The 21,540-nt window shown below is 61.1% G+C and carries 19 protein-coding genes; 11 read left to right on the top strand and 8 right to left on the bottom strand.

Going from position 1 to position 21,540, the window contains the following annotated elements; all coding sequences use genetic code 11:
- Nucleotides 1–112 precede the first annotated feature (112 nt).
- From serS to ftsK, 5 genes are all read right to left on the bottom strand, one after another.
- Nucleotides 113–1,393, bottom strand: coding sequence for a serine--tRNA ligase (gene serS / locus EL191_RS11770; protein ID WP_041979283.1), 1,281 nt, complete (start codon nucleotides 1,391–1,393; stop codon nucleotides 113–115).
- Between the two features lie 123 nt (nucleotides 1,394–1,516).
- On the bottom strand, nucleotides 1,517–1,897 hold the full coding sequence (gene crcB, locus EL191_RS11765) for a fluoride efflux transporter CrcB (protein WP_041979285.1): 381 nt from the start codon (nucleotides 1,895–1,897) through the stop codon (nucleotides 1,517–1,519).
- Entirely contained in the window at nucleotides 1,894–3,219 is a 1,326-nt protein-coding gene (locus EL191_RS11760) for a replication-associated recombination protein A (protein WP_041979287.1), read from the bottom strand. Before EL191_RS11760 ends, crcB begins: the two co-directional genes overlap by 4 nt.
- 3 nt (nucleotides 3,220–3,222) lie before the next feature.
- Nucleotides 3,223–3,849 carry an outer membrane lipoprotein chaperone LolA gene (lolA, locus tag EL191_RS11755; RefSeq protein WP_024308154.1) on the bottom strand — a complete coding sequence of 209 codons (627 nt, stop codon included), beginning with the start codon at nucleotides 3,847–3,849 and terminating at the stop codon, nucleotides 3,223–3,225.
- Nucleotides 3,850–3,965: 116 nt separating this feature from the next.
- Nucleotides 3,966–6,371, bottom strand: coding sequence for a DNA translocase FtsK (ftsK, locus tag EL191_RS11750; protein ID WP_041979291.1), 2,406 nt, complete (start codon nucleotides 6,369–6,371; stop codon nucleotides 3,966–3,968).
- Between the two features lie 194 nt (nucleotides 6,372–6,565).
- Here ftsK and trxB point away from each other — a divergent pair, with 194 nt between their 5' ends.
- The 4 genes from trxB to infA all read left to right on the top strand — a co-directional run bounded on the left by trxB (nucleotide 6,566) and on the right by infA (nucleotide 9,367).
- Nucleotides 6,566–7,516 (top strand): thioredoxin-disulfide reductase, encoded by a 951-nt coding sequence (gene trxB / locus EL191_RS11745; RefSeq protein ID WP_013715501.1) that lies wholly within the window; start codon nucleotides 6,566–6,568, stop codon nucleotides 7,514–7,516.
- 54 nt (nucleotides 7,517–7,570) lie between these two features.
- A complete protein-coding gene (aat, locus tag EL191_RS11740) occupies nucleotides 7,571–8,251 on the top strand; it encodes a leucyl/phenylalanyl-tRNA--protein transferase (RefSeq protein ID WP_013715500.1) in 681 nt (226 codons plus the stop codon).
- A 53-nt stretch (nucleotides 8,252–8,304) separates the two neighbouring features.
- Nucleotides 8,305–9,012: an arginyltransferase gene (locus tag EL191_RS11735; protein WP_013715499.1), complete on the top strand. Its 708-nt coding sequence runs from the start codon at nucleotides 8,305–8,307 to the stop codon at nucleotides 9,010–9,012.
- A gap of 136 nt (nucleotides 9,013–9,148) precedes the next feature.
- Nucleotides 9,149–9,367, top strand: a complete 219-nt coding sequence (gene infA, locus EL191_RS11730) for a translation initiation factor IF-1 (protein WP_002553999.1) — start codon at nucleotides 9,149–9,151, stop codon at nucleotides 9,365–9,367.
- Nucleotides 9,368–9,456: 89 nt separating this feature from the next.
- On the opposite strand, the gene clpA is transcribed toward infA, so the two are convergent.
- Together clpA and clpS are read right to left on the bottom strand one after the other, a co-directional pair.
- Nucleotides 9,457–11,727: an ATP-dependent Clp protease ATP-binding subunit ClpA gene (gene clpA, locus EL191_RS11725; protein WP_041979335.1), complete on the bottom strand. Its 2,271-nt coding sequence runs from the start codon at nucleotides 11,725–11,727 to the stop codon at nucleotides 9,457–9,459.
- 29 nt (nucleotides 11,728–11,756) lie between these two features.
- Nucleotides 11,757–12,119, bottom strand: coding sequence for an ATP-dependent Clp protease adapter ClpS (gene clpS / locus EL191_RS11720; protein ID WP_003460431.1), 363 nt, complete (start codon nucleotides 12,117–12,119; stop codon nucleotides 11,757–11,759).
- 231 nt (nucleotides 12,120–12,350) lie between these two features.
- Here clpS and cspD point away from each other — a divergent pair, with 231 nt between their 5' ends.
- The gene (gene cspD / locus EL191_RS11715) at nucleotides 12,351–12,620 is read left to right on the top strand and encodes a cold shock domain-containing protein CspD (RefSeq protein WP_017360860.1); all 270 of its coding nucleotides are present in this window, start codon (nucleotides 12,351–12,353) and stop codon (nucleotides 12,618–12,620) included.
- Between the two features lie 100 nt (nucleotides 12,621–12,720).
- Here the strand turns inward: cspD and icd are convergent, their stop codons facing one another.
- Nucleotides 12,721–13,977 carry an NADP-dependent isocitrate dehydrogenase gene (icd, locus tag EL191_RS11710; RefSeq protein WP_013715496.1) on the bottom strand — a complete coding sequence of 419 codons (1,257 nt, stop codon included), beginning with the start codon at nucleotides 13,975–13,977 and terminating at the stop codon, nucleotides 12,721–12,723.
- A 360-nt stretch (nucleotides 13,978–14,337) separates the two neighbouring features.
- On the opposite strand from icd, the gene EL191_RS11705 reads away from it, so the two are divergent.
- The 6 genes from EL191_RS11705 (at nucleotide 14,338) to purB (ending at nucleotide 21,506) form a co-directional block, all read left to right on the top strand.
- Nucleotides 14,338–16,566 (top strand): NADP-dependent isocitrate dehydrogenase, encoded by a 2,229-nt coding sequence (locus tag EL191_RS11705; RefSeq protein WP_013715495.1) that lies wholly within the window; start codon nucleotides 14,338–14,340, stop codon nucleotides 16,564–16,566.
- A gap of 124 nt (nucleotides 16,567–16,690) precedes the next feature.
- Nucleotides 16,691–17,131, top strand: coding sequence for an NUDIX hydrolase (locus tag EL191_RS11700; protein WP_013715494.1), 441 nt, complete (start codon nucleotides 16,691–16,693; stop codon nucleotides 17,129–17,131).
- A 260-nt stretch (nucleotides 17,132–17,391) separates the two neighbouring features.
- Nucleotides 17,392–18,504, top strand: a complete 1,113-nt coding sequence (gene mnmA, locus EL191_RS11695; RefSeq protein WP_041979338.1) for a tRNA 2-thiouridine(34) synthase MnmA — start codon at nucleotides 17,392–17,394, stop codon at nucleotides 18,502–18,504.
- Complete coding sequence (hflD, locus tag EL191_RS11690) at nucleotides 18,501–19,121, top strand: high frequency lysogenization protein HflD (RefSeq protein WP_041979341.1); 621 nt, start codon at nucleotides 18,501–18,503, stop codon at nucleotides 19,119–19,121. Before mnmA ends, hflD begins: the two co-directional genes overlap by 4 nt.
- 2 nt (nucleotides 19,122–19,123) lie before the next feature.
- Nucleotides 19,124–19,987, top strand: a complete 864-nt coding sequence (locus EL191_RS11685; protein ID WP_041979344.1) for a DMT family transporter — start codon at nucleotides 19,124–19,126, stop codon at nucleotides 19,985–19,987.
- A gap of 148 nt (nucleotides 19,988–20,135) precedes the next feature.
- Nucleotides 20,136–21,506: an adenylosuccinate lyase gene (gene purB / locus EL191_RS11680; protein WP_017360854.1), complete on the top strand. Its 1,371-nt coding sequence runs from the start codon at nucleotides 20,136–20,138 to the stop codon at nucleotides 21,504–21,506.
- Nucleotides 21,507–21,540 lie beyond the last annotated feature (34 nt).

Genomic DNA, 21,540 nt, shown 5'->3' with positions numbered 1-21,540 from the left:
CGCCATTGATTGATGCCGATCCTGATGCGCATCGCGCACCCTGCTCACGGCGTTTGCCGCCTAAAAAACGGGGCGGCCATTGCCACCCCGTATGATGCGAACCGATCGCGGTTTAGCCGACCACCTCGATGCCGCCCATGTAGGGTTTGAGCACTTCGGGGACGCGGATGCTGCCATCGGCCTGCTGGTAGTTCTCCAGTACCGCCACCAGGGTGCGACCAACCGCCAGACCGGAACCGTTGAGTGTGTGCACCAGCTCGGGTTTGCCGGTTTCCGGGTTGCGGTAACGTGCCTGCATGCGGCGCGCCTGGAAGTCGCCGCAGTTGGAACAGGAGGAAATCTCGCGGTACTTGTCCTGGCTCGGCACCCAGACTTCGAGGTCGTAGGTTTTCACCGCAGAGAAGCCCATGTCGCCGGTGCACAGCGCCAACTTGCGATACGGCAATTCCAGCAGTTGCAGAACACGCTCGGCGTTGGCGGTCATGCCTTCCAGCGCCTCGAAGGACTTGGAGGGCTCGACGATCTGCACCATCTCGACCTTGTCGAATTGGTGCTGGCGGATCATGCCACGGGTATCGCGGCCGGAAGCGCCTGCTTCACTGCGGAAGCACGGTGTGTGTGCGACGAACTTCAATGGCAGCTGTTTGGCATCGAGAATTTCGCCAGCAACGATATTGGTCAGCGAGACTTCGGCAGTCGGGATCAGATACAGATCGGCCTGGTCCTCACGGCGGACCTTGAACAGGTCTTCCTCAAACTTCGGCAGCTGACCGGTGCCCTGCAGTGCCGGAGCCTGCACCAGATAAGGGGTGTAGGCCTCTTCGTAGCCGTGCTCACCGGTGTGCAGGTTGATCATGAACTGCGCCAGGGCGCGATGCAGACGCGCAATGGGGCCGCGTAGCAACGCGAAGCGCGCGCCGGAAAGCTTGGCAGCGGTTTCGAAATCCAGCCAGCCATGCTGTTCGCCGAGGGCGACATGGTCCTTGATTTCGAAGGCGAAGGTGCGCGGGGTGCCCCAGCGCGCCACCTCGACATTGCCGTCTTCGTCGGCACCGACCGGTACCGACTCGTGCGGCAGGTTGGGGATGTTCAACAGCAGGTTGTCCAGCTCGTTCTGGATGGCATCCAGCTCACGCTTGCCCGCTTCCAGATCACTGCCCATCTGATCGACTTCCGCCAGCAGGGGCGTGATGTCTTCGCCGCGCGCCTTGGCCTGGCCGATGGATTTGGAACGGCTGTTGCGCTCGGCCTGCAGCTGCTCGGTGCGTACCTGCACCGACTTGCGCTGACTCTCCAGGGCCTCGAAACGAGCGACATCGAGGGCGAAGCCGCGGGTAGCGAGGCGCTCGGCGATTTCGGAGAGTTGCGTGCGGACAAGTTTGGAATCGAGCATGTTCGGGTCTCAATACAACAGCGAAATGATGATGGCCGGCACTGTGGCGCGGGTTGTGGAGTGTAAAGCCTTAGCAGGCTGTTGAAAAACCACCTGCGTTCTTTTCAACAGCCTGCTGCCAGGTCAGGCCGCCAAACGAGCCAGGCTCAAACCTGCCCAGGCCGCCAGCAGACCGCCGATGATGCTGAACGCCAGGTAGCCGAGCGCCTCGACTGCGCGACCACCCTCGATCAGTTTCATGATTTCCAGGCTGAAGGATGAAAAAGTGGTGAAACCGCCCAAAACGCCGGTAATCAACCCCGTGCGCAGCTCCAGTGGAAGGTCGGTACGCGTGAGGAACAGCCCCGAAAGCAAGCCGATCAACAGGCAGCCAACGAGGTTGACGGCAAAGGTGCCCAGATAAAAGTGCCTTGGCCAATTGCCCGCGACCCAGCTGGAAGCCAGAAACCGCAGCACCGAGCCAACCGCGCCCCCAGCAGCTACGGCAAGCGCGACGCGGATCATGGTGCTCTCCTCCGCCTCGGGCTCGCAGCGTCCAGGCTGCGCAAATGCAGCAGCTTGTCGCGAATCTTCAGCTCCAGGCCGCGCGGCACAGGGTCGTAGTACTGACGCGGCTGCAGGCTCTCGGGGAAGTAATCCTCGCCCGCAGCGTAAGCATCCGGCTCGTCGTGGGCATAGCGGTATTCATCGCCGTAGCCGAGCTGCTTCATCAGCTTGGTCGGCGCATTGCGCAGGTGCAGCGGGACCTCCTGCGAACCCTGCTCGGCGGCATCGCGCATGGCCGCCTTGAACGCCATATAGACAGCGTTGCTCTTGGGTGCACAGGCCAGATACACGATGGCCTGGGCCACGGCCAATTCGCCTTCCGGGCTGCCCAGGCGCTCCTGGACATCCCAGGCGTTAAGACATAGGGTCAGCGCGCGTGGGTCAGCATTGCCAATGTCTTCGCTGGCCATGCGCACCACGCGGCGGGCGATGTACAGCGGATCGCAGCCGCCGTCGAGCATCCGCGCGTACCAGTACAGCGCGCCGTCCGGACTGGAGCCTCGCACCGACTTGTGCAGCGCGGATATCTGGTCGTAGAAGGCCTCGCCGCCCTTGTCGAAACGTCGGCGGCTGTCACCCAGCAGATTCTGCAGCAGTTCGACGCCGATCTCGCCATCATCCTCCGCCAGGTCCGCGGCGTTCTCGAGGAAATTGAGCAGGCGGCGGCCATCACCGTCAGCGGCAGCCAGAAGAATCTGAAAGGCGTCGTCCGGCAGGCTCAGGTGACGCTCGCCCAAGCCTTTCGGATCACTCAAGGCACGATTGACCAGCTTACGCATGGCCGCTTCGTCGAGGCTCTTGAGCACGTAGACGCGAGCGCGGGACAGCAAGGCATTGTTGAGTTCGAAGGAGGGGTTTTCGGTAGTCGCGCCGATGAAAATCAGCGTGCCATCTTCAACGTAAGGCAGGAAGGCGTCCTGCTGGCTCTTGTTGAAGCGATGCACCTCGTCGACGAAGAGGATGGTGCGACGGCCGTACTGCGCCGCATGCTGCTGAGCCACCTCGACAGCCTGACGGATTTCCTTCACACCTGACAAAACGGCCGAGATGGTCTCGAAATGAGCATCGGTGACCTTGGCCAGCAGACGCGCCAGGGTGGTCTTGCCCACCCCGGGCGGCCCCCAGAAGATCATCGAGTGCAAGGCGCCCTGCTCCAGCGCCTCGCGCAGTGGCTTACCCGGCGCCAGCACATGCTCCTGCCCGACGTACTCGTCCAGGCTGGTGGCACGCAAACGCGCAGCCAGCGGCTGCGCGACAGGTTGGCGACCGAACAGATCCACGTCTTACTCCTGGATGACGTCCGCACCTTCCGGAATGTCGAAGGTGAACTGCCCATCATCGACCGGCTCGTTCATCTTCACATTGAGGAACAGGATGTTGGTACGCTGACCAATGCTGTCGATCAGTTGCATATCGTTGAGCATGCGGTTGCGGAACGACAGGCGCAGGCTGTCGAACAGGCTGTCCTTTGCCTTGGGCTTGAGAATGAAGTCGACCACGCTGCCACCTTCCTTGTAGTCGATCTCGAAGTTCTCGCGAATCTGCGACACATCACCGGACAGCAACAAGGCCGGAGTGTGGGTCAGGCGCTGATCAAGGGTCTGGATAGTCACCTGCTCCAGATCCGGGTCATACAGCCAGACCTTTTCACCATTGGAAACCAGCAGTTGCTCCATCGGCTGATCGGTATGCCAGCGGAACAGGCCAGGACGCTTGAGTACCAGCTCGCCGGCGGTTTCCTGCAGCTGGGTGCCGCTGGCATCCAGGGTCAGCTGGGAAAAACGGGCGTTGATGGTTTGCGCCTGGTTGAGCAGTTCGGTCAGGCGCTTGGTGGCCGCCTCTTCGTCAGCCTGGGCGGTCAGCAGGGTAAAGCTCAGAGCAGCCAGCATCAGCAGGCGAATAACACGCATATAAACCCCTTGAGTCCGTATGAGAATGACGGGGCGACTCCGCACCCCGCACTGCTCGGCAGCATCATGAGCTGCCGTGAATCCTGTAGACCGCCAACCGGGCGGTTTATCCGCGATCAGTCGCGCGATGAACCTGGCGCGAGCACCTCGCGCGAACCGTTGGTATTCATCGAGCTGACCACGCCGGCCATTTCCATCGCTTCGATCATCCGTGCTGCGCGGTTGTAGCCGATCTTCAGCTTGCGCTGCACCGCGGAAATGGAGGCGCGACGGCTTTCCAGCACGAAATTGACAGCCTCGTCGTACAGCGGGTCTTCCTCGCTGCCCTCACCACCTTCGCCACCACCGCCTTCGAAGCCGCTGCCGCTCTCCTCGACGCCTGCAAGGATGTCCTCGATGTAGTCCGGTGCGCCGCGCTGCTTCCACGCTTCGACGACACGATGCACCTCGTCGTCGGAGACGAAGGCGCCGTGCACGCGAATCGGCAGGCCTGTTCCAGGCGGCAGATAGAGCATGTCACCATGGCCAAGCAACTGCTCGGCGCCGCCCTGATCGAGAATGGTGCGCGAGTCGATCTTGCTCGATACCTGGAAGGCCATACGGGTCGGAATGTTGGCCTTGATCAGGCCGGTGATCACGTCCACCGATGGGCGCTGGGTCGCGAGGATCAGGTGAATACCGGCGGCACGCGCCTTCTGCGCGATACGCGCGATCAGCTCTTCGACCTTCTTGCCGACAATCATCATCATGTCGGCGAATTCGTCCACGACCACGACGATAGTCGGCAGCGTCTTCAGGTACGGCGGCTCGTCGTCCATCGACTCGCGCTTGTAGAGCGGATCATGCAGCGGGGTGCCGGCGTCGATGGCGTCTTTCACCTTGCGGTTGAAGCCCGCCAGGTTGCGCACGCCCATGGCCGCCATCAGCTTGTAACGACGCTCCATCTCGGCCACCGACCAGCGCAGCGCATTGGCGGCTTCCTTCATGTCGGTGACGACCGGGCACAGCAGGTGGGGAATACCTTCGTAGATCGACAGTTCGAGCATTTTCGGGTCGATCATGATCATCCGCGCCTCTTCCGGCGTGGACTTGAACAGCACCGACAGGATCATGGCGTTGACGCCCACCGACTTACCGGAACCGGTAGTACCGGCCACCAGCAGGTGCGGCATCTTGGCCAGGTCGGCGATGACCGGGCGACCGCCGATATCATGACCCAACGCCAGGGTGACCGGCGACTTGGCATCATCGTATTCGCTGGAGGATAGCACTTCGGAGAAGCGCACGATCTGCCGATCCTCGTTGGGCACCTCGATGCCCACGGTGGTCTTGCCGGGAATCACTTCGACCACGCGCACGCTGACCATCGCCATCGAGCGCGCCAGGTCCTTGGCCAGGTTGGAGATGCGGCTGACCTTCACCCCCGCAGCAGGCTGGATTTCGAAACGGGTAATCACCGGACCGGGATGTACGGACTCGACCACCACATCGACGCCGAACTCCTTGAGCTTGATCTCCAGCAGACGCGACATGGCCTCCAGCGACTCAGGGGAGAACTGCTTCTGCTTCTTCTCGGCGACATCGAGGATGGAAATCGGCGGCAGGCTGCCTTCGACAGCAGTATCGACGAACAGAGGTGCCTGTTTCTCCTTGAGTACCCGCTTGCTCGGCTCCGCTGCCTTGGGCGGTGCTGGCGGGGTGATCACCGGCGCCGGGCGCTTCTCGCGCTCGCTCATGTGTTTGCTCAGCGACTCCTCGCGTTCGAGCAGGCGTTCCTTGACCTTGGCCTGCTCGCGACGGTCGGATACTACAGGTGCCGCCACTTCGGTGACCCGCTCGTCCAGCTCGCGCAGCTGGATCTTCATCTGCTTGCGCTCGCTGCGCGCATTCCACCAGCCGGTGATAATGCCCTGGATCAGTTCGATCAGATCGAGCGTGATCTTGCCCGTCAGGTCCATTACCCGGAACCAGGACAGGTCGGTGAATACGGTCAGACCAAACAGGAACAGCGCCAGGAACACCAGTGTGCTGCCCTGCACGTTCAGTGCGTGCACGGCCAGATCGCCCAGGCTGGCACCGAGCATACCGCCGCCAGAGCCTTGCATCCCGGCAGCGGCAGAGAAATGAATGTCACCCAGCGCGGCGCCGGACAGGATCAGGAAAACCAGGCCGATGCTGTGCCAGGAAAACAGCCAGCCATTCCAGTGCCAGGGTTGATTGCGGGTGCGGAAGACCTGCCAGGTCTTGGCGGCCAACAGAAGCGGAAAGATGTAGGCGAAATAACCCAGGGCGCCAAACAACGCACTGGAGAGCCAGGCGCCAATGCTGCCGCCTGCATTGATGATGCGCTCGACCTGCACGCTGTTGTCCCAGGCCGGATCGGCAACGTTGTAGGTCAACAGTGCCATCAACAGATAGAGGCACATTGCGCCCAGGGCGATCAACGCACCTTCCTTCAGTCGATACTGAAGTTTCTGGCGCCAATCGTTGATCTGGGTGGTGGAATTCTTCAAAACAGCCATTTCCTGCGCCTCAGGCGCGTCCATCTGATGGTTAACCGCAGAAGCGGCCTATTGTAGGGCCAGCCTGGCGAGTAGGCCAATCAGCGTGCTCCCGCACCTACCCTGCTTCGGTGTAGCATAGCCGCCAGCAGCTTCCATGCGGCTCAATTGGAGCACGCATTCTCTTTTGTGACAAAGGCTTATGGGGTTTTTTTATGAGCGAAGTCAAGCATTCCCGCCTGATCATTCTGGGTTCCGGCCCTGCCGGTTACAGCGCAGCGGTTTACGCTGCACGTGCCAATCTCAAACCCGTTGTGATCACCGGCATCCAGCCTGGCGGCCAGCTCACCACCACCACCGAAGTGGATAACTGGCCGGGTGACGTCGAAGGCCTTACTGGCCCGGCACTGATGGAGCGCATGCAGAAACACGCTGAACGCTTCGACACCGAGATCATCTACGACCACATTCATACTGCCGAGTTGCAGAGCCGCCCCTTCGTACTCAAGGGCGATAGCGGCACTTACAGCTGCGATGCACTGATCATCGCCACCGGCGCCAGCGCCCAGTACCTGGGCCTGCCCTCGGAAGAAGCCTTCTCCGGCAAGGGTGTTTCGGCCTGCGCCACCTGCGACGGCTTCTTCTATCGCAACCAGGTGGTCGCGGTGATCGGTGGCGGCAATACCGCCGTCGAAGAAGCCCTGTACCTGTCGAACATCGCCAAGGAAGTGCACCTCGTGCACCGCCGCGACAAGCTGCGTTCGGAGAAGATCCTGCAGGACAAGCTGTTCGACAAGGTCGAGAACGGTAACATGCGCCTGCACTGGAACCACACCCTGGATGAGGTTCTGGGCGACCAAAGCGGCGTGACCGGCGTACGCCTGAAGAGCACGCTCGACGGCAGCACCAAGGAACTGGACCTTGCCGGCGTATTCATCGCCATCGGCCACAAGCCCAATACCGAGCTGTTCGTCGGCCAGTTGGACATGCATGACGGCTACCTGAAGATCAAGGGCGGCAGTGAAGGCAATGCCACCGCCACCAGCATCGAGGGCGTATTCGCCGCTGGCGACGTGGCCGATCACGTCTACCGCCAGGCCATCACCTCGGCCGGCGCTGGCTGCATGGCCGCACTGGACGTCGAGAAATTCCTCGACAACAACTGATGGACCAGGGCGAGCGACCTGCTCGCCCTCCTCTGCCCCGCTGGACCAACGCGCATGCTGACCTGGCTGCAACGTGACTCCCTACAGTTCCCGCCACTGGCCAAAGCCATGCGCGAGCCCAACGGCTTGCTGGCAGCCGGCGGCGACCTGAGTGCCGACCGCCTGGTCAGCGCCTATCGGCATGGCTGTTTCCCCTGGTTCCAGGATGGCCAGCCGATCCTCTGGTGGTCACCGGACCCACGCACAGTGCTCTTCCCTGAGGAACTCCACGTTTCCCGTAGCCTGGCCAAATTGCTGCGCCAACAGCGCTATCGCGTCACCTTCGATCAGGATTTCGCAGCCGTCATCGCAGCCTGCGCTGCACCGCGCTCATACGCCGACGGCACCTGGATCACCCCAGGCATGCAGGACGCCTATCTGCAGTTGCATCAACGCGGTATCGCTCATTCGGTGGAGGTCTGGCAGGAGGACGAGCTGGTTGGCGGTCTTTACGGCCTGGCCATGGGCCAACTGTTCTTCGGCGAATCAATGTTCAGCCGTGCCGACAACGCATCCAAGATTGGCTTCGCTACGCTCGTTGGCAAGCTGCAGCAATGGGGTTTCGTGCTCATCGATTGCCAGATGCCTACCCAGCACCTGCACAGCTTCGGCGCCAGAGCCATACCGCGCGCTCGTTTTGCCGACTATCTGCAGAACCATCTCGATCTGCCGAGCCAAGCTGACTGGCTTGCCTAGTCGTACAGCCAAGCCTGGCTTACACTCAAGTCAGGCTTTTTCGAGATTTCGCCATGACCGAGCTGGCCCGCCTGAAGTTCTACGCCACTCAACCTCATCCTTGCAGCTATCTGCCGGAAGAGCAGGCCACCACCCTGTTTCTCGACCCCAGTCAGCCCATGGACGTGCTGGTCTACGCCGAACTGTCGGAGCTGGGCTTTCGCCGCAGCGGCGATCACCTCTACCGTCCGCACTGCCAGCAGTGCACCGCCTGCATCCCGGCGCGAATTCCGGCTGCGCGCTTCACGCCAAACCGGCAACAGCGCCGCATCCTCAAGCGCAATGAAGATATTGCGGTTCGCTGCGTGCGGCCGGCATTCAACGAAGAGTATTACGACCTCTACGTGCGCTATATCGAGCAACGCCACGCCGACGGCGATATGTATCCCCCCAGCCGCGATCAGTTCTCCACCTTCCTGGTACGCGACCTGCCCTTCTCACGCTTCTATGAGTTCCGCCTGCAAGACCGACTGGTGGCGATTGCCGTCACCGATCTTCTGCCGAACGGTCTGTCGGCGGTCTACACCTTTTACGACCCAACGGAAGAGCGTCGTAGCCTGGGCCGTTTCGCCATTCTCTGGCAGATCGGCGAGACTGCGCGCCAGGGGCTTGATGCCGTCTATCTTGGCTACTGGATCAAGAACTGCCGCAAGATGAACTACAAGACCCAGTACCGCCCGATCGAGCTCTTCGTGAATCAGCGCTGGACGCTGCTGACCTAGCCCTGCACACATCACCCAGCCAGCTCGACAATCCAAGCCCCTTGGCGCAGCCCCCTGTTTTCGGGCACAATGCACGCCGCTTTTGCCTGGCGCCAGTTGCACCGGGCCATTTCCTGGATACCGAGGGCTTTACTGCATGTCGAAAGAAGACAGCTTCGAAATGGAAGGCACTGTCGTCGACACCCTGCCCAACACCATGTTCCGCGTGGAGTTGGAAAACGGGCACGTCGTTACCGCGCACATCTCCGGCAAGATGCGCAAGAACTACATCCGCATTCTCACTGGTGACAAGGTGCGCGTTGAGCTGACGCCTTATGACTTGAGCAAGGGTCGCATTACCTACCGCGCCCGTTAAGCCAAGCACCAAACGAAAACGCCCGGCATATGCCGGGCGTTTTCGTTAGTTCACCGAAAGTCGTCGACTTCCGGTGGACCACCATCCGATCAGGCGACCTCTGCCGCCGTCTCGAACTCGAAGCTGGGTTCGCCATCCTTGATGTCGACGTGGACCACGCCGCCATGCTCGGCCAGTTCGCCGAAAAGGATTTCCTCCGCCAGCGGACGCTTGATCTTGTCCTGGATCAAACGCGCCATCGGCCGCGCGCCCATCATCACATCGTAGCCGCGCTCGGCCAGCCAGCTGCGCGCCGTATCGCTGACTTCCAGCGTAACGCGCTTGTCTTCCAGCTGCGCCTGCAGTTCGGTGAGGAACTTGTCGACGATGCTCTTGATGGTTTCGTGACTCAGGCGACCAAACTGGATGATGGTATCCAGGCGGTTGCGGAACTCCGGCGTGAAGCTCTTCTTGATCACTTCCATGGCATCGGTGGAGTGATCCTGCTGAGTGAAGCCGATCGAAGCTCGCGACGCGGTTTCCGCGCCAGCGTTGGTAGTCATGATCAGGATCACGTTGCGGAAGTCCGCCTTGCGCCCGTTGTTGTCAGTCAGCGTCCCGTGATCCATCACCTGCAGCAGCAGATTGAAGACTTCCGGATGCGCCTTCTCGATTTCGTCGAGCAGCAACACGCAGTGAGGCTGCTTGGTAATCGCTTCTGTCAGCAACCCCCCCTGATCGAAACCGACGTAGCCGGGCGGCGCACCGATCAGACGCGATACGGTGTGGCGCTCCATGTACTCAGACATGTCGAAACGCACCAACTCGATGCCCATGGCCTTGGCCAGCTGCCGCGCCGCCTCGGTCTTGCCCACACCGGTAGGGCCGGCGAACAGGAAGGAGCCAACCGGCTTGTCTGGCGCCTTGAGACCGGCACGCGACAGCTTGATCGCGGTTGACAGCGAATCGATGGCAGCGTCCTGACCGAATACGGTGAGTTTCAGGTCACGCTCCAGGTTGCGCAGCAGCTCCTTGTCGGAGCTGGAAACGTGCTTCGGTGGAATCCGCGCGATCTTGGCGACGATATCCTCGACCTGGGCGACCTCGATACGCGATACCCGCTTGTCTTCCGGCAGCAGACGCTGGTAGGCGCCCGCCTCATCGATCACGTCAATGGCCTTGTCCGGCATGTGCCGGTCATTGATGTAGCGTGCAGCCAGCTCCGCCGCTGCACGCAGGGCCTCGTCGCTGTACTCGATGTGGTGGTGCTGCTCGAAGCGCGCCTTGAGCCCCTTGAGAATGCCGACAGTGTCCTCTACCGAAGGCTCGACCACGTCGACCTTCTGGAAACGCCGCGCCAACGCACGGTCCTTCTCGAAAATGCCGCGAAATTCCTGGAAGGTGGTGGAGCCGATGCAGCGGATCTCGCCCGACGACAACATCGGCTTGAGCAGGTTGGACGCATCCATGACCCCACCTGATGCCGCGCCGGCACCGATGATGGTGTGAATCTCGTCGATGAAGAGGATGGCGTGCGGACGCTTGCGCAACTCGTTGAGCAACGCCTTGAAACGCTTCTCGAAGTCGCCGCGGTACTTGGTACCGGCCAGCAGTGCGCCGAGATCCAGGGAATAGACCACGCTGTCGGCCAGCAGATCAGGCACCTGCTCGTCGACGATGCGCTTGGCCAGACCTTCGGCAATGGCGGTCTTGCCGACGCCAGCCTCGCCTACCAGTAGCGGGTTGTTCTTGCGCCGACGAGCGAGAATCTGCGCGACGCGCTCGACTTCATGCTCGCGCCCGACCAGCGGATCGATACGCCCCTGACGTGCCAGTTCGTTGAGGTTGCTGGCGTAGGCATCCAGAGGATTGCCGGAAGTGGAGGCCTCACCGCCCTCTTCATCCTGCATGTCCTGGTCGTTTTCGTGGTGCTCGCCGTGCCCCGGCACCTTGGAAATGCCATGGGCGATATAGTTGACCACATCGATACGGGCGACGCTCTGTTGCTTGAGCAGGAATACCGCCTGACTTTCCTGTTCGCTGAAGATGGCCACCAGCACGTTGGCGCCGGTCACTTCGCGCTTGCCGGAACTCTGCACGTGAAACACCGCGCGCTGCAGCACGCGCTGGAAGCCCAGGGTCGGCTGGGTTTCGCGATCTTCATCGTGCTGAGGAATCAATGGCGTGGTGGAGTCGATGAACTCCTGCAGATCATGGCGCAGCTTGTCGAGGTTGGCCCCACAGGCCCGCAGCACGCTGGCGGCTGCCTCGTTGTCCAGCAAGGCGAGCAGCAGATGCTCGACCGTCATGAACTCATGACGCTTGGCACGGGCCTCCTTGAAAGCCAGATTGAGGGTGACTTCGAGCTCTCGATTCAACATAGCTTCACCTCATACCCAAGTGGCCGGCGTTAACCGTCCTTCTCTATTTCACAGAGTAGCGGATGCTGACTTTCCCGTGCGTACTGATTGACCTGCATCGCCTTGGTCTCTGCAATATCGCGGGTGTAAACACCACATACCGCACGCCCTTCTGTATGGACGGCCAGCATGATCTTGGTCGCCAGCTCCCGGTTCATGCCGAAAAATGTTTCAAGCACTTCGACGACGAAATCCATCGGGGTGTAGTCGTCATTGAATAAGACCACCTTGTACATCGGTGGTGCCTGCAATGCTGGCTTGGATTCCTGAACAGCAATACCAGAGGAGTCATCCTCATGCTCTGCCGGGTGATCCTGATTGAATGTTAGTCGAATCTGGCTACTTGCATGCATGCTGAAATCAGAGGTTCGAGGCCGGGCGAACGGGGATGCTAGAGGGATTTTGACTGACTTCTCAGCCATCCGCCGTATAGCCTTGACTAACGGCAAAAGGGTGTTACAACAAAAGAATACCCAGTAGCGGGTATCAGGGATTCCACGCCTTCGCCCAGCCTGGTTGGTTATCGCGCGGAATCGAAGTGGATGATACTCCAGAGATGGAGTCCTTTGCAGAGGGATATCAGCATGCTCAGTGGTAAGGTCAAGTGGTTCAACAACGCCAAAGGCTATGGGTTCATCCTGGCCGACGGCCGAGATGAGGACCTGTTCGCCCACTACTCGGCCATCCAGATGGACGGTTATAAAACGCTCAAGGCCGGTCAGCCGGTCCGCTTCGAGATCGTGCAAGGCCCCAAAGGACTGCATGCGGTCAATATCAGCGCAGCCAGCGCCACCCAGGATGCCCCCGTGGCAGCCACCCAGACGCAGAGTATCGCGAGCACTGCCGAAGTCTGAGTATCCTGACTCACAGCTTCATCGAATACGAAGCACATGGATGTGCTGAGCACGAAAAGGCCGGTCATTTGACCGGCCTTTTTTTCACACCTTAATCAGCCTACATATGGCTGATCATCGCATCGCCAAATTCGGAGCATGACATCAGTTTCGCTCCTTCCATCAGGCGCTCGAAGTCATAAGTCACGGTCTTGGCAGCGATGGCGCCATTAGTGCCTTTGATGATCAGGTCGGCAGCCTCGCCCCAGCCCATGTGACGCAGCATCATTTCGGCAGAAAGGATGACCGAGCCCGGGTTGACCTTGTCCTGGCCGGCATACTTCGGTGCGGTGCCGTGAGTCGCCTCGAACATGGCCACGGAGTCGGACAGGTTGGCACCCGGTGCAATGCCAATGCCACCCACCTCGGCCGCCAGCGCGTCGGAGAGGTAGTCGCCATTGAGATTGAGCGTGGCGATCACGTCATATTCAGCCGGACGCAGCAGGATCTGTTGCAGCATGGCGTCAGCGATCACGTCCTTGACCACGATGTTCTTGCCGGTGCGCGGATTCTTGAACTGCATCCATGGGCCACCATCGAGCAACTCGGCGCCGAACTCCTCGCGGGCGATCTCGTAACCCCATTCCTTGAAGGCGCCTTCGGTGAACTTCATGATGTTGCCCTTGTGCACCAGAGTCACCGAACTGCGGTCGTTGTCTACGGCATACTGCAGCGCCTTGCGCACCAGGCGTTTGGTCCCGGCCTCGGAAACCGGCTTGATGCCGATACCGCACATGTCGGTGAAGCGGATCTTCTTGACGCCCATTTCCTCGGTGAGGAACTTGATGACCTTCTCCGCTTCGGGGCTGCCAGCCTTCCACTCGACACCGGCGTAAATGTCCTCGGAGTTCTCGCGGAAGATCACCATGTCCACGTCACCCGGCTTCTTGACCGGGCTGGGCACGCCCTCGAACCAGCGTACCGGGCGCAGGCAGACATAAAGGTCGAGCTCCTGGCGCAGGGCCACGTTGAGCGAACGAATGCCGCCACCAACAGGCGTTGTCAGCGGGCCTTTGATCGAGACCACATAATCACGCACGGCCTCGAGGGTTTCTTTCGGCAGCCAGGTGTCCTGATCGTAAACCTGGGTCGCCTTCTCACCGGCATAAACTTCCATCCAGGAGATCTTGCGAGCGCCGCCATAGGCTTTTTCGACGGCAGCGTCGACCACCTTGATCATCACCGGAGAAATATCGACGCCGATACCATCACCCTCGATGAAAGGGATGATCGGATTATCGGGAACGTTCAACGACATATCGGCGTTGACGGTGATTTTGTCACCGCTGGCTGGCACCTGGATCTTTTGGTATCCCATGCTGGACTCCATCTCGTGGTTAGACAGTGTGCATCCCCGAGAGTAGCGCAAACCGCTCGGCGAGACACATGTGCAAAGGTCTTATTCAACTGGGCATTCTGCGGCGAGGTGCCGCAGTGGTATACTGCTTAGGTGACTAACGAGTCATAAGGGGCGACCTGCCTGGAACCAGGCAGCAACCTCTTGAAACCGGTACGCGACCATCACTGTCTGCCGGCTCGAAATGCTCGACACTCTACGGGTGCATCCAACATCACCGCGGCGAGTCCTCGACCCGGCCCCGCCACCATGGGGCCCAGGCACCTACCAGTGCAGGTCGAGTTTCTATGCGCGCTCAGCAAAGAAGAGAGTTAACGCTAAATGTCCACCCCTTCGAAGATCATCTACACCTTCACCGACGAAGCCCCGGCACTTGCCACCTATTCGCTTCTGCCCATCGTGGAAGCCTTTGCCGCCTCGGCTGACATCTCCGTTGAAACCCGCGACATCTCTCTTGCTGGGCGAATCCTGGCGAGCTTTGCCGACCGTCTGGACGCTGACAAGCGCATCGATGACGACCTGGCCAAGCTGGCTGAGCTGACCCTGCAGCCTGACGCCAACATCATCAAACTGCCGAACATCAGTGCCTCCGTCCCTCAGCTCAAGGCCGCCATCGCCGAGCTGCAGGCCCAGGGCTACAACATCCCGGACTTCCCGGAAGATCCGCAGAGCGAAGAAGACAAGGAAGTTCGCGCGCGTTACGCCAAGGTTCTCGGCAGCGCTGTCAACCCGGTTCTGCGCGAAGGCAACTCCGACCGCCGTGCTCCGGCCGCGGTAAAAGCCTACGCCCGCAAGCACCCGCACAGCATGGGCAAGTGGAGCATGGCTTCGCAGTCCCACGCCGACTACATGCGCGGCGGCGACTTCTTCTCCAGCGAGCAGTCGATCACCATGGCCAAGGCCGGTGATGTGCGTATCGAGTTCGTCGGCAAGGACGGCAAGGTCGAAGTCAAGAAACAACTCGCCCTGCAGGAAGGCGAAGTGTTCGACAGCATGTTCATGAGCTGCCGCAAGCTGCGCGCCTTCTTCGAGAAGACCCTGCAAGACTGCAAGGAAACCGGCGTAATGTGGTCCCTGCACGTCAAGGCGACCATGATGAAGGTCTCCCACCCGATCGTCTTCGGTCATGCCGTCAGCGTTTACTACAAGGACGTGTTCGACAAGTACGGCGACCTGTTCAAGGAACTGGGCGTCAACCCGAACAACGGCATCAGCAGCGTCTACGACAAGATCAAGTCGCTGCCAGCCTCGCAGCAGGAAGAAATCCTGCATGACATCCACGAGGTTTATGCTCATCGCCCGGAAATGGCGATGGTCGACTCGGTCAAGGGCATCACTAACCTGCACATCCCGAGCGACGTCATTGTCGACGCCTCGATGCCGGCCATGATCCGCAACTCCGGTCAGATGTGGGGCAAAGATGGCAAGCAGAAAGACACCAAGGCGGTCATGCCTGAGAGCACCTACGCTCGCATCTATCAGGAAATGATCAACTTCTGCAAAACCAACGGTGCGTTCGACCCGACCACCATGGGCAGCGTGCCGAACGTTGGCCTGATGGCGCAGAAAGCCGAAGAATACGGCTCTCACGACAAGACCTTCGAAATGACCGCCGACGGCACCATGCGCGTCGTAGCTGCCGATGGCACCGTGCTGATGCAGCACGAAGTCGAAGCTGGCGATATTTGGCGCGCCTGCCAGACCAAGGACGCCCCGATCCGCGACTGGGTCAAGCTGGCCGTTACCCGTGCCCGTCAATCCGATACCCCGGCCATCTTCTGGCTGGACCCGGAGCGCGCCCATGATCGCGAGCTGCAGAAGAAAGTCGAGCTGTACCTCAAGGATCACGATCTGACCGGTCTGGACATTCGCATGATGGGCTACAACGAGGCCATCCGCGTGTCCATGGAGCGCATGATCCGTGGCCAGGACACCATCTCGGTGACCGGTAACGTGCTGCGTGACTACCTGACCGACCTGTTCCCGATCATGGAGCTGGGTACTTCGGCCAAGATGCTGTCCATCGTTCCGCTGATGGCCGGCGGCGGCATGTATGAAACCGGCGCCGGCGGCTCGGCTCCCAAGCACGTACAACAGCTGGTCGAAGAGAACTACCTGCGCTGGGATTCCCTGGGCGAGTTCCTGGCCTTGGCCGTATCGCTGGAAGAAACCGGCATCAAGACCAACAACGCCAAGGCCAAGGTACTGGGCAAGACCCTGGACCAGGCTACCGGCAAGCTGCTGGACAACAACAAGTCCCCGGCGCGCAAGGTTGGTGAGATCGACAACCGTGGCAGCCACTTCTATCTGGCGCTGTACTGGGCTCAAGCCCTGGCCGAGCAGAACGACGATGCCGAGCTGAAGGCTCACTTCGCGCCGCTGGCCAAGCAATTGACCGAGCAGGAAGCGACCATCGTTGCCGAACTGGCTGCCGTGCAAGGCAAGCCGGCTGAGATCGGTGGCTACTACCGCTCCAACCCCGAGCTGACCAGCAAGGTTATGCGACCCAGCACTACCTTCAATGCCGCTCTGGCTGCACTGAATGCCTGATAAGGCTTGAGTGTCAGAAGAACCCCGGCCTTGCGCCGGGGTTCTTTTTTATCAGGCAGAACTTTCGCGAGCTGCACTCGCCGCCGCAAAATCCTGCTCATCGACCTTTTTCTGGAGCACCGAGATGGACTGGCAACCCCATATCACCGTGGCCACGGTGATCGAAGATGACGGCCGTTTCCTCTTCGTCGAAGAATTCAAAGCCGGCCGTATGGTGCTGAACCAGCCAGCTGGACACCTGGAGGCCAACGAGTCGCTGCGTGAAGCCGCAGTGCGGGAAACACTCGAGGAGACCGGCTGGAACGTGGAGCTGACCGCCCTGCTCGGCATCTATCTCTACACGGCACCGAGCAACGGCGTGACCTATCAACGCGTGTGCTTCAGCGCCCGCCCCGTATGCCATGACCCCGAGCGCGAGCTGGATAGCGACATCAGCAGCATCACCTGGCTGACCCGTGACGAGCTGGCCGCACAACCCGAGCGCTGGCGCAGCGAGCTGGTGTTGCGCTGCGTTGACGACTACCTCGCGGGGGTCAGCGGGTCGCTGGAGCTGCTACGCGACTAAGCGTAGCCCGGATGAAATCCGGGGATGCCGCGCTCGCCGGTTCCAGATGATGACGGACGGATCGAAACGCCGGCCGCTTGTAGCGAAGCGAACAGCCCGCCGCTCTTGAGCGCCACACGACGCCAACGGCGTACTGCTTCACGACGACTGCATGGATGCAGGAGGTAGAGCGACGCAGGAAGCCAAAGCCGACTACGCCCTACGGGCGGCAGGCTTTCTGGTAGACTCGACAGTTTTTCAGGCTTCACTCGCAGACTCCCATGCAAGCACCTAGCACCCAACGCGTGATCGTCGGCATGTCCGGCGGCGTCGACTCGTCCGTTTCCGCCCTGCTGCTGATGGAGCAGGGTTACCAGGTCGAAGGCCTGTTCATGAAGAACTGGGACGAAGACGACGGCACCGAATACTGCACCGCCATGGATGACCTGGCCGACGCCCAGGCCGTATGCGACCGCATCGGCATCAAGCTGCACACCGCCAACTTCGCCGCCGAATACTGGGACAACGTGTTCGAACACTTCCTGGCCGAATACAAGGCCGGGCGTACACCGAACCCGGACATCCTGTGCAATCGCGAAATCAAGTTCAAAGCCTTTCTCGACTACGCCCTGAGCCTCGGCGCCGACCTGATCGCCACCGGCCATTATGTGCGTCGCCGCGATATCGATGGCCGTACCGAACTGCTCAAGGGCCTCGACCCGAACAAGGACCAGAGCTACTTCCTGCACGCCGTCGGCGGCGTGCAGATCGCCAAGACCCTGTTCCCGGTCGGCGAACTGGAAAAACCGCAGGTGCGCGCCATCGCCGAGAAATACGAGCTGGCCACCGCAAAGAAGAAGGACTCCACCGGCATCTGCTTCATCGGTGAGCGCCGCTTCAGCGATTTCCTCAAGCAGTATCTGCCGGCGCAGCCGGGCGACATCGAAACCACGGAAGGCCAGGTCATCGGCCGCCATCACGGCCTGATGTATCACACCATCGGCCAACGCCAGGGCCTCGGCATCGGCGGCCTCAAGGACGCCAGCGATGATCCCTGGTACGTGCTGCGCAAGGACCTGACGCGCAATGTGCTGATCGTCGGCCAGGGCAACGCACACCCCTGGCTGTTCTCCCGCGCCCTGCTCGCCTCGGAAATCTACTGGGTCAACCCAGTGGACCTGAGCAGCCCGCGCCGCCTCACCGCCAAGGTGCGCTACCGCCAGAGTGACCAGCTCTGCACCCTGGAGAAGACCGAGACCGGCTATCGCGCCGTGTTCGATGAACCGCAGCGCGCTGTGACCCCGGGGCAGTCCGTGGTGTTCTACGACGGCGAGGTGTGCCTCGGCGGCGGCGTGATCGAAACCGCAGAAGCCTGGTACGAGGACGCCCGATGAGCCCGATGCAGGAGCAGTTGGTCGCGCTCGGCGCCGTCTTCGAAGCCGCCGTACTGGCCGACAAGATCGCCCGCACCGGCCAGGTCAGTGAAGCCTCGATGGGCTGCATGCTCGGCAGTCTGCTGGTGCGCGATCCGAAAACCACACTGGACGTGTACGGTGGTGACGACCTCAACCTGCGTGATGGCTATCGCGCGCTGATCAGCTCGCTGGAGCGCAACCCGTCTGCCCTGCAGCGCGAGCCGCTGCGCTACTCCCTGGCGATGATCGGGCTGGAACGGCAACTGGATAAACGCAGCGACATGCTGCAGGTGATGGGCAGTCGCCTGGACCAGATTCAGCAGCAGGTCGAGCACTTCGGCCTGGTGCATGACAACGTCATCGCCGCCTGCGGTGGCCTGTACCAGGACACCATCAGCACCTTCCGCCAACGTATCCAGGTGCATGGCGACATGCGCTTCCTGCAGCAGCCTAGCAATGCGGCGAAAATTCGCGCGCTACTGCTCGCAGGCATTCGTTCGGCGCGCCTCTGGCGTCAGCTCGGCGGCCACCGCTGGCAGTTGGTGTTCAGTCGCGGCAAGCTGCTCAAGGCGCTCTACGACATGACGCGAAACTGACCATGGAGCCCGCCAGCCGCAGCGTCAAACCCCTTCAGGGTGCCCTGCTGCTGGCGCTCTCGGCACTGTTGTTCGCCTTCACCGGAGTCGGCATCCGCGAGATATCCGCCAGCGTCAACAACGAGTCGGTAGTCTTCTTCCGTAACCTGGTTGGTGTGCTGTTCTTCCTGCCCTTGCTGCTGGTGCGCGGCGTTCGCCCGCTACGCACGACACGCCTTAAGTCCCACCTGTGGCGCACCACCTACGGCCTGGCGGCGATGTACTGCTTCTTCTACGCCATTGCCCACCTGCCACTGGCCGACGCCATGCTGTTCACCTATTCAGCTCCCGTCTTCACTCCGCTGATCGCACATATCTGGCTGAAGGAGCCGCTGACTCGACGGATGCTGATCAGCAGCCTGATCGGCCTGTGCGGGGTACTGCTGGTGGCCAAGCCCAGCAGCGCTCTGTTCGAGGGGCCCGCCCTGTTTGGCCTGGCCGCCAGCCTGCTGGCCGCATTCGCCTTCGTCTCCATCCGCGAAATGAGCGACAGCGAGCCGGCTACCCGCATCGTTTTCTATTTCTCGCTGTTTTCCGCGCTGTTTTCCGCCATTCCGCTGACCTGGAGCTGGCAGCCACTGGACGCCAACCAGCTTGGCTGGCTGCTGGGCATCGGCCTGCTGGCCACCGCCAGCCAGGTGATCATGTCACGCGCCTACGGCCTGGCTCCACCCGGACTGATCGGGCCAGTCGCCTATCTGGCCATCGTCTTCGCCGGCCTCATCGCCTGGCTGCTCTGGGGCGAGACGCCAGACACCTTGTCACTGCTCGGTGCGGCGCTGATCTTTGCCGCCAGTCTGTTATCGGTCGCAAGACGCAGGGCATAGGCGGCCAAGTTCTGGTTTTCATGTATGATATGCGCCCTTTTCGTCAGAGGCCGTCCAGGCACCTGAGCTAGCGCCTACTTCACTGAAGCAGGCACGACGCACAGCGACCCCGGATGGCTTTTCAGCCCGACAGCTCGAGAACGCCTACATGCAGCTTTCCTCGCTCACCGCGGTTTCCCCCGTCGACGGCCGCTACGCCGGCAAAACCAGCGCACTGCGCCCCATCTTCAGCGAATACGGCTTGATCCGCAGCCGCGTACTGGTCGAAGTGCGCTGGCTGCAGCGCCTGGCTGCCCACGAAGGTATTCCGGAAGTCGCACCCTTCTCCGCTGAAGCCAACGCCCTGCTCAACGAGTTGACCGAGAACTTCGCCGTAGAGCACGCCGAGCGCGTCAAGGAAATCGAGCGCACCACCAACCACGATGTCAAGGCCGTGGAATACCTGCTCAAAGAACAAGCTGCCAAGCTGCCGGAGCTGGACAAGGTCAGCGAGTTCATCCACTTCGCCTGCACCAGCGAGGACATCAACAACCTGTCCCACGCCCTGATGCTGCGTGAAGGCCGTGACAGCGTGCTGCTGCCGCTGATGAAGCAACTCGCAGGTGCCATTCGCGGACTGGCAGTGAAGTTCGCTGACGTGCCGATGCTCTCGCGCACCCACGGCCAGCCGGCCTCGCCGACCACTCTGGGCAAGGAACTGGCCAACGTCGTCCACCGCCTGGAGCGCCAGATCGCTCAGGTGGCTGCCGTGCCGCTGCTGGGCAAGATCAACGGTGCCGTGGGCAACTACAACGCGCATTTGTCGGCCTACCCGAGCATCGACTGGGAAGCCAACGCCCGTCAGTTCATCGAAGGTGACCTTGGTCTGACCTGGAACCCCTACACCACCCAGATCGAGCCGCACGACTACATCGCCGAGCTGTTCGACGCCATCGCTCGCTTCAACACCATCCTGATCGACTTCGACCGCGACGTCTGGGGCTACATCTCCCTCGGCTACTTCAAGCAGAAGACCGTGGCTGGCGAGATCGGCTCCTCGACCATGCCGCACAAGGTCAACCCGATCGACTTCGAAAACTCCGAAGGCAACCTGGGTATCGCCAACGCGATCTTCCAGCACCTGGCCAGCAAACTGCCGATTTCCCGCTGGCAGCGTGACCTGACCGATTCCACCGTGCTGCGCAACCTCGGCGTCGGCTTCGCTCACAGCGTTATCGCTTATGAAGCCAGCCTCAAGGGAATCAGCAAGTTGGAGCTCAATGCTCAGCGTATTGCTGAAGACCTGGATGCCTGCTGGGAAGTGCTCGCCGAGCCGATCCAGACCGTGATGCGTCGCTACGCCATCGAGAACCCGTACGAGAAGCTCAAGGAGCTGACCCGCGGCAAGGGCATCAGCCCCGAGGCCCTGCTGGCCTTCATCGACGGACTGGACATGCCGGCCGCCGCCAAGGAAGAGCTCAAGCAACTGACCCCGGCGCGCTACATTGGTAACGCCGTGGCCCAGGCCAAGCGCATCTAAGCGCGATCAGCCTCGAGGACGCCCGGCTGAGCCG

Origin of the sequence: Pseudomonas mendocina (genome assembly GCF_900636545.1) — a bacterium.
In the GTDB taxonomy this organism is placed as follows: Bacteria; Pseudomonadota; Gammaproteobacteria; order Pseudomonadales; family Pseudomonadaceae; genus Aquipseudomonas; species Aquipseudomonas mendocina.
This window is presented reverse-complemented; position numbering and strand designations above follow the sequence as displayed.

Coding starts and splice junctions, on each gene's coding strand:
- mnmA (WP_041979338.1), top strand. CDS start 17,392: ATGCAAGCACCTAGCACCCAACGCGTGATCGTCGGCATGTCCGGCGGC.
- infA (WP_002553999.1), top strand. CDS start 9,149: ATGTCGAAAGAAGACAGCTTCGAAATGGAAGGCACTGTCGTCGACACC.
- trxB (WP_013715501.1), top strand. CDS start 6,566: ATGAGCGAAGTCAAGCATTCCCGCCTGATCATTCTGGGTTCCGGCCCT.
- EL191_RS11705 (WP_013715495.1), top strand. CDS start 14,338: ATGTCCACCCCTTCGAAGATCATCTACACCTTCACCGACGAAGCCCCG.
- lolA (WP_024308154.1), bottom strand. CDS start 3,849: ATGCGTGTTATTCGCCTGCTGATGCTGGCTGCTCTGAGCTTTACCCTG.
- clpA (WP_041979335.1), bottom strand. CDS start 11,727: ATGTTGAATCGAGAGCTCGAAGTCACCCTCAATCTGGCTTTCAAGGAG.
- hflD (WP_041979341.1), top strand. CDS start 18,501: ATGAGCCCGATGCAGGAGCAGTTGGTCGCGCTCGGCGCCGTCTTCGAA.
- EL191_RS11735 (WP_013715499.1), top strand. CDS start 8,305: ATGACCGAGCTGGCCCGCCTGAAGTTCTACGCCACTCAACCTCATCCT.
- purB (WP_017360854.1), top strand. CDS start 20,136: ATGCAGCTTTCCTCGCTCACCGCGGTTTCCCCCGTCGACGGCCGCTAC.
- serS (WP_041979283.1), bottom strand. CDS start 1,393: ATGCTCGATTCCAAACTTGTCCGCACGCAACTCTCCGAAATCGCCGAG.
- crcB (WP_041979285.1), bottom strand. CDS start 1,897: ATGATCCGCGTCGCGCTTGCCGTAGCTGCTGGGGGCGCGGTTGGCTCG.
- icd (WP_013715496.1), bottom strand. CDS start 13,977: ATGGGATACCAAAAGATCCAGGTGCCAGCCAGCGGTGACAAAATCACC.
- aat (WP_013715500.1), top strand. CDS start 7,571: ATGCTGACCTGGCTGCAACGTGACTCCCTACAGTTCCCGCCACTGGCC.
- cspD (WP_017360860.1), top strand. CDS start 12,351: ATGCTCAGTGGTAAGGTCAAGTGGTTCAACAACGCCAAAGGCTATGGG.
- EL191_RS11685 (WP_041979344.1), top strand. CDS start 19,124: ATGGAGCCCGCCAGCCGCAGCGTCAAACCCCTTCAGGGTGCCCTGCTG.
- EL191_RS11700 (WP_013715494.1), top strand. CDS start 16,691: ATGGACTGGCAACCCCATATCACCGTGGCCACGGTGATCGAAGATGAC.
- ftsK (WP_041979291.1), bottom strand. CDS start 6,371: ATGGCTGTTTTGAAGAATTCCACCACCCAGATCAACGATTGGCGCCAG.
- clpS (WP_003460431.1), bottom strand. CDS start 12,119: ATGCATGCAAGTAGCCAGATTCGACTAACATTCAATCAGGATCACCCG.